This is a genomic window from Asanoa sp. NPDC050611 (assembly GCF_040654855.1).
In the GTDB taxonomy this organism is placed as follows: domain Bacteria; phylum Actinomycetota; class Actinomycetes; order Mycobacteriales; family Micromonosporaceae; genus Asanoa.
The window spans coordinates 18,908-28,832 of sequence record NZ_JBFAIU010000067.1 but is presented as its reverse complement, the minus strand read 5'-3'; the positions used below and the strand labels follow the sequence as shown (position 1 = coordinate 28,832).

General features: G+C 69.2%; 6 protein-coding genes, 1 tRNA gene and 2 pseudogenes. 5 read left to right on the top strand and 4 right to left on the bottom strand.

Going from position 1 to position 9,925, the window contains the following annotated elements; all coding sequences use genetic code 11:
* Positions 1–136: 136 nt before the first annotated feature.
* A pseudogene (locus tag AB0H87_RS13440) lies at positions 137–673 on the bottom strand (von Willebrand factor type A domain-containing protein); the annotation flags it as partial.
* A 192-nt stretch (positions 674–865) separates the two neighbouring features.
* Here AB0H87_RS13440 and AB0H87_RS13435 point away from each other — a divergent pair.
* Together AB0H87_RS13435 and AB0H87_RS13430 are read left to right on the top strand one after the other, a co-directional pair.
* Positions 866–1,063 carry a hypothetical protein gene (locus AB0H87_RS13435; RefSeq protein WP_360143700.1) on the top strand — a complete coding sequence of 66 codons (198 nt, stop codon included), beginning with the start codon at positions 866–868 and terminating at the stop codon, positions 1,061–1,063.
* Between the two features lie 51 nt (positions 1,064–1,114).
* Positions 1,115–2,230: an FAD-dependent oxidoreductase gene (locus AB0H87_RS13430; RefSeq protein ID WP_360143697.1), complete on the top strand. Its 1,116-nt coding sequence runs from the start codon at positions 1,115–1,117 to the stop codon at positions 2,228–2,230.
* On the opposite strand, the pseudogene rho reads toward AB0H87_RS13430, so the two are convergent.
* A pseudogene (gene rho, locus AB0H87_RS13425) lies at positions 2,144–3,286 on the bottom strand (transcription termination factor Rho); the annotation flags it as partial. The gene AB0H87_RS13430 and the pseudogene rho sit on opposite strands and share 87 nt — an antisense overlap.
* A gap of 341 nt (positions 3,287–3,627) precedes the next feature.
* Here rho and AB0H87_RS13420 point away from each other — a divergent pair.
* Together AB0H87_RS13420 and AB0H87_RS13415 are read left to right on the top strand one after the other, a co-directional pair.
* Positions 3,628–4,830, top strand: a complete 1,203-nt coding sequence (locus AB0H87_RS13420; protein ID WP_360143694.1) for an acyltransferase — start codon at positions 3,628–3,630, stop codon at positions 4,828–4,830.
* A 52-nt stretch (positions 4,831–4,882) separates the two neighbouring features.
* Complete coding sequence (locus AB0H87_RS13415) at positions 4,883–6,358, top strand: serine hydrolase (protein ID WP_360143691.1); 1,476 nt, start codon at positions 4,883–4,885, stop codon at positions 6,356–6,358.
* A 73-nt stretch (positions 6,359–6,431) separates the two neighbouring features.
* On the opposite strand, the gene AB0H87_RS13410 is transcribed toward AB0H87_RS13415, so the two are convergent.
* Complete coding sequence (locus AB0H87_RS13410; RefSeq protein ID WP_360143688.1) at positions 6,432–7,319, bottom strand: cysteine synthase family protein; 888 nt, start codon at positions 7,317–7,319, stop codon at positions 6,432–6,434.
* 127 nt (positions 7,320–7,446) lie between these two features.
* Here AB0H87_RS13410 and AB0H87_RS13405 point away from each other — a divergent pair.
* A tRNA-Pro gene (locus AB0H87_RS13405) sits at positions 7,447–7,520 on the top strand.
* Between the two features lie 494 nt (positions 7,521–8,014).
* Here the strand turns inward: AB0H87_RS13405 and AB0H87_RS13400 are convergent.
* A complete protein-coding gene (locus AB0H87_RS13400; RefSeq protein WP_360143685.1) occupies positions 8,015–9,853 on the bottom strand; it encodes a hypothetical protein in 1,839 nt (612 codons plus the stop codon).
* Between the last annotated feature and the right edge of the window lie 72 nt (positions 9,854–9,925).

Here is a 9,925-nt window from a genome sequence, read left to right as displayed (position 1 = left end):
GCAGAAACCGGTCTGGATCTCGTCGGCGATGAACACCGCGCCCGCCTCGCGCGCCCACGCGGCCAGCGCCGGCAGGGACCCGGGCCTCGGAGCTGAAGGCGACGATCGCCACGGAGTCCGTCGGGCGCAGCTCGTCGACCAGCGTGTGCAGCGCGTCGCGGACCAGGTCGAGGCGGCCGGGCTCGGCCATCGAGCCCGACACGTCGACGACGAACGTCAGCGCGGCGTCCGGGCGGCGCTCCGCGGTCTCCGACCGGGTCTGCAGACCCACCCGCATGAGCCGCACGTCGCCCTCGGCGCGATGGGCCGCCGGCGGGCGGGCGCCGTCCGCGTAGACGGCGAACCCGTCGCCGCGGGGCTCCGGGTAGTCCTGGTCGAACGCGTTGACGAACTCCTCCGGCCGCACCATCGTGGGGTCGGGCAGGTTGCCGTCGCCGATCACCCGCCGGGCGTAGCCGTAGGACGCGGTGTCGACGTCGACCGCGAACGTCGACTGTGGATCCTCGAGCGGGTTCCGGTCACCGCCGCCCTGCTCGGTGCCCTCCTGGGCCAGGCCGCTGTTCGGTGCCGAAGCCTCGCGGCCCGTCGAGTCGCCGCCGCCGGCCGAGCAGCCGGCCAGCGCCAGCACGGTTGCCACCGACGCAGCCGCGACGCGTACCAAGGTGCGCTTCATGCTTCCCTCCCCGCTCTCGTGTCCTCTCCATTGGACAGATGAGGTACGTGCGGCGCTCCTGTCGTGGCCGAGCCGTTGCCGAAGCGGGACAACCGTGATCGCGGCGTGTCCTTCCGTGATCTCCGCGAGTCGACGCCGAGACCGTTACGCGTCCGGGCCGAGACCTTGACCGCGGTTGGTACGGTGCGGCACGTGAGGCGAACCGGACCGATCGTCGCCACCGCGCTGCTCGTCCTCGGCACGCTCGTCGCGTCGTCAGCCGCGGACCACGTGCCGGCGCCCGCACCGGTGATCCGGGTGACGCCCGGCCCCGGCGCGACCCTCCCGTCCGATCTCACGCTCACGATCGGCCCGCTCACGACGAACGACGTCTGCGACGAGCGGATGTGACCTCCGCCCCGTCCGGGATGGGCGGGGGCGGCGTGCGGTGTTGCACCTCACGTGCCGGATATCGACGTCGTCGTCATCGGGGCCGGGCAGGCGGGCCTGTCCAGCGCGTACCACCTGCGCGCTTCGGGTCTCGACCACGTGGTGCTGGACGCGAACCCGGGCCCGGGCGGCGCGTGGCAGCACCGCTGGCCGACCCTGCGGATGGCGACCGTGCACGGGATCTTCGACCTGCCCGGGATGCACTTCGACCCGCCTTCGCCCGACGAGCGGGCCGCGGACGCGGTGCCCGCCTACTTCGCGGCCTTCGAACGCCGGTTCGGCCTCGACGTGCGCCGGCCGGTGCGGGTCACGTCGGTGTCGGACGGTCCCGGCGGGCGGCTGTGGGTCGAGACCGACCACGGGGTCTGGCGTACCCGCGGGTTGATCAACGCGACCGGCACCTGGACCCGCCCGTTCCTGCCCTACTACCCGGGGGCGGAGACGTTCCGCGGGCGCCAGCTGCACCCCGCGGACTACCGCGGACCGGACGAGTTCGCGGGCAGGCGGGTCGTCGTCGTCGGCGGCGGCACGTCGGCGGTCCAGATCCTGCTGGAGATCGCGTCCGTCGCCGCGGGGACCACCTGGGTGACCCGGCGGGAGCCGGTGTTCCGGGAAGGGCCGTTCGGCGAGGAGTACGGCCGTGCCGTGGTCGCCAAGGTCGACGAGCGGGTGCGGGCCGGCCTGCCGCCGCGGAGCGTGGTCAGCGTCACCGACCTGCCGTGGACGCCCGAGATGGCGGCGGCACGGGAGCGCGGGGTGCTGGTCCGCCGGCCGATGTTCGCGCGGATCGTGCCGGACGGCGTGGTCTGGGCCGACGGGACGCACGAGGCCGCGGACGCCATCCTCTGGGCGACCGGCTGGCGCGCCGCGCTGGACCATCTGGCGCCACTGCACCTGCGCGGAGCCGGCGGCGGCATCGTGATGGACGGCACGCGGGTCGTCGCGGATCCGCGGATCCACCTCGTCGGGTACGGGCCGTCGGCGAGCACGGTCGGCGCCAACCGCGCCGGTCGGGCCGCGGTGCGTTCGCTGCGGGCGCTGCTAGGCGACGCGGGCGTGGCCGGCGGTGCGGAGCAGGAACTCGGCGTTGCTGCCGGTGCGGGAGAGCTGTTCGAGCAGCTGCGGTAGCGCCTGCATGGTCTCCCGGCCGGCCAGCGCGCGGCGCAGCAGGTGCGTGGCGGCCAGCTCGTCCGGTGGCAGCAGCAGGTGCTCGTTGCGGGTGCCCGAGGCGTTGAGGTCGACGGCCGGGAAGATCCGCCCGTCGGCGCTGGCCCGGTCGAGGGTCAGCTCCGCGTTGCCGGTGCCCTTGAACTCCTCGTAGATGAGCGAGTCGCCGCGCGAGCCGGTGTCGATCAACGCGCTGGCGATGATGGTCAGCGAGCCGCCGCCGTCGATCGCCCGGGCCGCGCCGAGCAGCCGCTTGGGCGGGGCGAGGGCGGAGGCGCCGACACCGCCGGAGAGCGTACGGCTGTTGTTGCCGGACGCCGTGTTGTTGTAGGCCCGGCCGAGCCGGGTCAGCGAGTCCAGCACGATGACCACGTCACGGCCGAGCTCGACCAGGCGCTTGGCCCGCTCGACGGCCAGCTCGGCGGTCGCGGTGTGGTCCTGCGGCGGCCGGTCGAACGGCGACGCGATGACCTCACCGCGGACCGACCGGCGCATGTCGGTGACCTCTTCGGGGCGCTCGTCGACGAGCAGCATCATCACGTGGCACTCGGGGTTGTTGCGCAGGACCGACTGGGCGACCGCCTTGAGCACCAGCGTCTTGCCGGCCTTCGGCGGCGAGACGATCAGCGCCCGCTGGCCCTTGCCGATCGGCATGACGAGGTCGATGACCCGGGTGGTGAGCACGCGCGGGTCGGTCTCGAGGCGCAGCCGCTCGTGCGGGTGGATGGGTGTGAGGTCGTAGAAGTCCGGGCGGCGGCGGGCCAGCTCCGGGTCGCGGCCGTTGACGGTCGCCACGGTGTCGACCGGGCGCGGGCGGTCCTTGGCTGGCTTGTTGCGCTGGCCCTGGCTCCTGTTGCGGCCGTCGTCGGCCTTGAGCGTGCCGGTGATCCGGTCGCCGGGGCGCAGGCCGAGCCGGCGCACCAGCGGCGGCGGCAGGTAGGCGTCGCGAGGTCCGGGAGCATAGCCCTGGGTACGCAGGAAGTACTGGTCGCCGCGCTGGTCGACGATCCCGTCGACGAGAGCCGGGCCGGTGTCGGGTGCCTGCGAGGTTTCTGGTGTCTCTTGTGGATCGATGGGGGTAGCGCGCACGCGCGTCTCCTTGATGGGTGTCCCCGTCTGCACTGGTGCGGGGGCGGTTGGTCGACCGGGCGTTGCCTCGATCATGAATGGGCCTCCCCGGGGGGCAGCAGGAAAGCTGCACGGCATCCGCGGGGGAACGGCCTGCCTGAACGGTAGCGCGCCGCCGCAACCCACTGCAAGCACCCCGGGGAGATCCCTTACGGGTGGGGGTGGCACCACCATTGATCGGGACGGCCACCGGATCGTGCCGGCGTGTCGCCGATCTTAGCGTCGATCACATGACCGTGACGGCTTTCCCCTCGCCGGTCGCCGCTGCCATCTCTTCTCGGGAACGGGCCATCGACGGCCTGCGCGCGTTGGCGATTCTCGGTGTCGTGTGTGGACATTGGTTGGTCGAGGGGCTCAGCCCCGGCGTCGGCGGCGGGCTGGTCGTCGACAGCCCGCTGCGGGTCGCCGCCTGGCTGGCGCCGCTGACCTGGGTGCTGCAGATGCTCGGCGTGTTCTTTCTCGTGGGCGGCTACGCGGCGGGCCGGAGCCTGACCCGCTGGCGTGCCGGCGGCGGGAGTGACCGGGCGTGGTTGGGCCGGCGGTTCCTGCGGCTGGCCTGGCCGGTGGTGGCCGCCGTCGCGCTGGTCACCGCCGCGCTGCCGGTGGCCGGGCTGGCCGGTGCGGCGCCGGCGACGCTGCGTACGTGGGCGGTCCTGCTGGTGCAGCCGTTCTGGTTCATCGGCATCTACGCGGTGGTGACGGCGCTCACACCGGTGGCGATGCGGCTGGACCGGCGCTGGGGCTGGGTGGCCGCGCTGCCGATGGCGGGGGCGGTCGCGGTGGTCGACGTCGCCCGGTACGGCCTGCACCTCGTGCCGGACTGGGCCGGCTACCTGACGGTCGTACCCGCGTGGATGTTCACCTACCAGATCGGCGTGGCGTGGGCGCGCGGCGGGATCACCCGGGCCACCGCGTGGCGGCTGCTCGGCGGCGGCGCCGCGCTGTTCCTGACGCTGGTCGTCGCTTGTCGCTATCCGTTGAGCATGGTGACCGTGCCGGGTGCCGGCCGCTCGAACTCCAACCCGCCGTCGCTGCTCGTGCCGGCACTGGCGGCGGTCCAGTCGGGCGCGGCGATCCTGCTGCGGGACCGGTTCGACCGGTTGCTGCACCGGCACGCCGGGCTCTGGACGGTGGTCGGGGTCCTGAACCTGTGCGCGATGACCATCTTCTGCTGGCATCAGACGGCGCTGGTCGGCGTGTCGGCGTTCGCGGCGTCGCTGGGCCGGTTCGCGGGCCTGACCGACGCGCCGCTGGCCGGCGGGTGGGTGGCACAGCGGTTCGGCTGGTTCCCGGTGCTGGCGCTGGCGCTCGGCCTGTTGGTCGTGCTGGTGCGCCGCTTCGAGCGGCCGGCCCCGGTGGTCACGGCGCGGCACCGCGTACTGGCCGTCGGGGTGGCGGCGGTCTTCGGCGCGTACCTCGTCACGGTCTACTGATCGGCGCGCCGTCTCTCTCGAAAACTACGCTTCGTGTTCTCATGAGCACGTTGTGTGGATCTTCCGGGGGGTCTGGATGGCGCGGTGGTACGCGGCCCTGGTCGCACTCGTCCTGCTTCTCGCGCCGGCGCCGGCGCTGGCCGCCCCGGGTTCGTTGTCGAGGCACCTGGTCTGGATGCCGGCGGGTGACGGGATCTTCTCGGTCGACACGTCCGCGCGGACGGTCCGGTACCGGTCGTGCGCGGTCGACACCGGCCGGGTCTACAACCCGGGGATGCGGGTGGCGGGCGGCTTCGCGGTCGGGCGCATCTCGTACGAGGGGACGTCGTACCGGTTCCGGGTGCCGTTGGCGGGGCGGTCGACGGGGACGCTGGAGGTCGGCGGGCGCGTGTTGACGGGCCCGACGGTGACGAGCCCGCAGCCGCCGGCGTCGCCGGCCCTGGGTCGGCGGTTGCGCCCACTGGTCCCGCGCCTGCAGGCGATCGTGGACGCGGCCCCGGTCACCGCGGGTGTCTCGGTACGCGACCTGTCGGGCCGGTTCGGCGAGCAACAGGTGTCGGTGGCGGGCCGGTTCCGCCCGAAGGCCGCGAGCGTGATCAAGCTGTGGGTGCTGGTCGAGCTGATGCGCCGGATCGACTGCGGCCAGGCGGCGTACACGGACACGGTCCTGGTCCTGCCCTCGGACGTCGTGGGCGGCACGGGCGAGCTGCAGCATGAGGACTTCCCACAGGACGTGACCCTGTTCCGGCTGGCCCAGTACATGATCAAATACAGCGACAACACGGCGACGAACGTGCTGATCGATTATCTTGGCGGATTCGCTCCGGTCAACGCGCTGATCGACTCGATGAACCAGCGGGAGACGGTGCTCGCGCGCAAGATGCTCGCGACTCCACCGCCGGAGAACTTCACCAGCCCCGACGACGTGATCTCGCTGCTGGGCGCGGTCTGGTCGGGCGACGTACTGGGCCGGGTCAACCGGGACCTGATGCTGAGCTTCATGCTGGAACAGACCCTTAACAGCAAGATCCCGGCGGCGCTGCCGTCCGGGGTCCCGGTCGCACACAAGACGGGGGAGCTCGCGGACGTCTCGCACGACGTGGGCTACTACCTGATCCCGGGCACGGAGATCGCGGTCGCGTTCCTGACCGCGGGCCCGGAGCCGTTGGGCGCGGCCACGGTGCGCGAACTGGCGCGAGCGGTCTACGACTACATCGAGCAACCGGCGCCTCCGGTGGGCGGCCTGCCGATCACCGGCAGTCCCGCGTCGGTGCCTCTCGCCGGCGCTTTGCTCGTGCTGGTCGGCGGGCTGCTGGTGGTCGCGTTCCGACGCCGGGGCCGCCGACCGATTGTTCCGGCGCTGCGCTCGGCCGCCAGCCAGGCTCGCCGCGCCCGCGGGTCGGCCTCGCGCACGCGGCCCGCCGCCCGCAGCGTGGCGTGCCGACGGCGCCGTCCGGATCCGGCGCGGGCGCCGCGCCAAGCAGCGACCGCGACGGCCACGGCGCGCCGATGGTCACGGCGTTATTGAGCCGCGAGGCAGACGCAACGACGCCCGTAATCACGCCGCGGTGGCGTGCGGGGGCAGCTGGTAGCGGCCGTATTCAGGCGTAGAGGTCGCCGGCGAGGTATTTGAGGCCGCTGTCGACCTGGACGGTGACGACTGATTGGCCTCTGTCGGCCAGCTGCTGGGCCGCGGCGAGGTTGGCGCCCGTGGATGGGCCGCTGAAGATGCCGTGTTGGCGGGCGGCCTCCCGGGCCGAGGCGAAGGCCGCCGCGTCGGGGATGGCGATGGCCTCGTCGAAGTCGGCCGGGGTGAGCTGCGGCGGCCAGTAGCCGATGCCGCCGCCCTCGATGTGGTGGGTGCCGGGCGCGCCGCCGGAGAGCACCGCGGACTCGCCCGGCTCGACGGCCACCCGGTGCAGGGCCGGCAGGTGCGCCTTGATCGCCCTGGTGGCACCGAGGAAGGCGCCGGCGGTGCCTACGTACGCGCAGAATGCATCGAAGGTTTTGACCTGCTCGAGGATCTCCTCGCCCATCCGCCGGTAGCCGTCCGTCATGTCGGTGTTGTTGAACTGGTCGGTCCAGAACGCCCCGGTCTCCGTGGCGATCTCCTCCGCACGCCTGACCATGGCCGGGATCAGCTCGGGCGTGATCCCGCCCGGGCTGTGGATGAGCTCGACGTCCGCCCCGAACGCCCGCATGGTCCGAATCTTCTCCACCGCGAAGGCGTCTGAAGACACGATCTTGAGCGGGTATCCCTTGACGGCGCAGACGAACGCGAGCGAGGAGCCGGTGCTGCCGCCGGTGTACTCGACGACCGTCTGGCCCGGCCGCAGCCGACCGTCCCGCTCGGCGGCCTCGATCATCGCGAGCGCCATCCGGTCCTTGTAGGAGCCGGTCGGGTTGGCGGCCTCGACCTTGACCCAGACGCGCCCGGGGCTGTCGTCGAGCTCCAGCGCCACCAACGGCGTGTTCCCGATAGCGTCCAAACCCCCCATTGACCCCTCCCGTCCCAAGCGGTCGAGCCTGACACTACGGACCACGCTGCACGCCCGACACCCCCGATGCGCTACTCTGTACCGGCTGCCGAGCGGGCCATGAGACCCTGCGAGGCAACGGGACGTGGCGCAGCTTGGTAGCGCACTTGACTGGGGGTCAAGGGGTCGTGGGTTCGAATCCCGCCGTCCCGACAGGGTTTCCGCAGCCAAAGGCCGATCTCACCAAATGGTGATATCGGCCTTTGGCTATGTTGGGGGCCAGGTGGGAGAGCCTGGGGAGATGATCTCCGTTTCGGCGGGATTACTTTCCCGGGAGTACCCAGATCGAGCGCAGCGAGCCACCGCCGCACGATCTCGGGCATAACGCGTGCGTAAAGGCTCCCGTACCGACCCGTCAGCGTGAGCCCCTACTGTGCATCCATGAGGGTCGCGGGTGTGCACAGCTCGACTATGAGCGTCCTTGTGGTGTGACGCTGCCGGTGCGGAGTCAGCCCAGGTCGCGATCGGCGCCCAACAGGCGTTCAAGCGGCCAGCCGCCTTGAGGCCACGTCGAGAGGTCAACCCTGGTCGCTAGCGCCGAACCAAGAAAAAAGACATGTGGCACTGGAGTTAGTCTCTAGCGTTCGTGCCTCGCCTATCCACGAGGGTCCGTTGCTCAGCGGGAGATAAGGGAATGCCGGCCTCCTTCACCCGCGCCGATACCAAGTGCCGTGGGGCCACTCCATTCCCAGCCGAGAAGGTCGCCGCCTCAACCTACGACGGTTAAAAAGGCGACGAGCCACGGAACTCACGGAGGCAAGAAGGATAAATGCCACTAGGACGACATAAGCTTTCCACGCCGCAGCGCCCGGTTCTTTGCCAATCGCGCGAAGCGGAGCGGCAATTCCGCCAAACAGGCCGTCCTCGGGGAGTTTCTTCACGATGTCCAACGACTGACTCAGAGCTGGCAGGCCGAAAGCGACAGCGGCCAGAACGGCGGACGCGGCGAAGAAATTTGCGCGCCTACTGGCGCCACGCGCTTCTCTGGCCGTTACAAGCTGGTGTAGCTGTTCCAAAGAGTCGGTTATGCGCTGTTGTAGCTTTGAGGCTTGCCATCCGTTCAACAGCTCTTCAACGATGTCGTTGGCCGTGCCAAACATGAGAGAAGATGAGCGCACCTCTTGGAGCCCAAAGATGGCCTCTCGTTGAAGCGCACGGACGTCCTCATCGCCGTCGCTTGCCAGGAGGCGGTCGTTAAGCGCACGAAGTTGCCAGAACTGCAAAAGCGCATTCTCTACAACAACGATAGTCCACATGTGCTCAGAGAAGTCCAGATCTTCGGTTCCCCAGTTTATGCGAACCGTTCGGGAAGGAAGCACATAAAGAGAGTCATCCGTTCGTATGGACGAGTTCTTGGGCAAGAGCTTGGCTACCACATTGCTGCGCAAGAGCGAGTGCGGTACACCGCCCCCAGCGAGGGCTACAAGCTCACGCGAATGGCCCGAGAGCCACGTCTCCTCATCGCTGCAGCAAGCGACCTTGTTAACAAAGAGGGCAGGGTAGCACTGCCACTCCGGAAAGCTCGCAATTCCGATTACCTTCTCGATGGCGGACCGATAGAGTCCAAATAGTTGAGCGACACTCGTTGGTTCGTCGAACTCCATCCGCCTCCAACGAGTGCCCTCGTGAACCTCTGAGATCCATGTACCTAGCCAGTTCTTATCCATTTTCTCGGCTTTGTGGGCAGCATTGCGCAACACCGGTTCACATATCTCAGACGCAGAGATGGTCTGGCCGCCGCCTGCCGCAAATGCGATAAATTCCTCAACTACGAGGTTTCGTGGGGGCTGCAGTACGAAGACGAGCTGCACTACTCCGGAGCGATGCAGCAAAAGAAGCGCTTCGCAAGTCGTACCATCGTCAAAAGAGCCTCTAGCGCGTTCAACGCCGTCGTCCTTAATTGCAAACCAATGGGTGGAGTCGCGTAGTGTTAGTCGAAGATAGGGCTCCTCTTCGAGATATGCGGGGCGCAAAATCTGCGCTTCGATAGCCTGTTGGACGGCATTCGCTGCCTGCGCATGCGCGACTGATTCCTCGATCATTCTCACCGTAGTGGCGTTATCTACCTCGTCGCCAAGGTCTTCCGTCGGGGATTCTGCTGGGTTGGCCTCGCTTGAATGGCTTGCCCGACCCACCATCCTCGATATGGCGGACTTCATAGCCCATGCCACTGCTTTCGCGAAGTAGAAAGGGTGTTTTCGCGCAAACGCGAGGTGGCGGCCTTCTTTTATCATCTTCTGGGTATCGTTCAGCGAGATTGCTCGTGCGCGCAGCTTTACTAGGTCGCCGTACCTTGGTGCTACCCGAACACCGTCTTCCGCCGGGCTTGCGACAGTCTCAGCCACTTCCGCCCGCAGGAGCGCATTGGCGGCACCTCGAATGTCGAGGGGCTTCTCCATCGCGAAGCTGAAGACGTAGTAAATTACTGCCTCTTCGAGCACTGCCCCGTGACTGGTCACCGCATCCTCGCCGCGTTCGATCGCCATAGAGGGTATTCTCCAGCCCCTGTCAATCGAGACGTTTCTCAGGCAGAGGCCGATCTCACGGAGTTTCGAGAG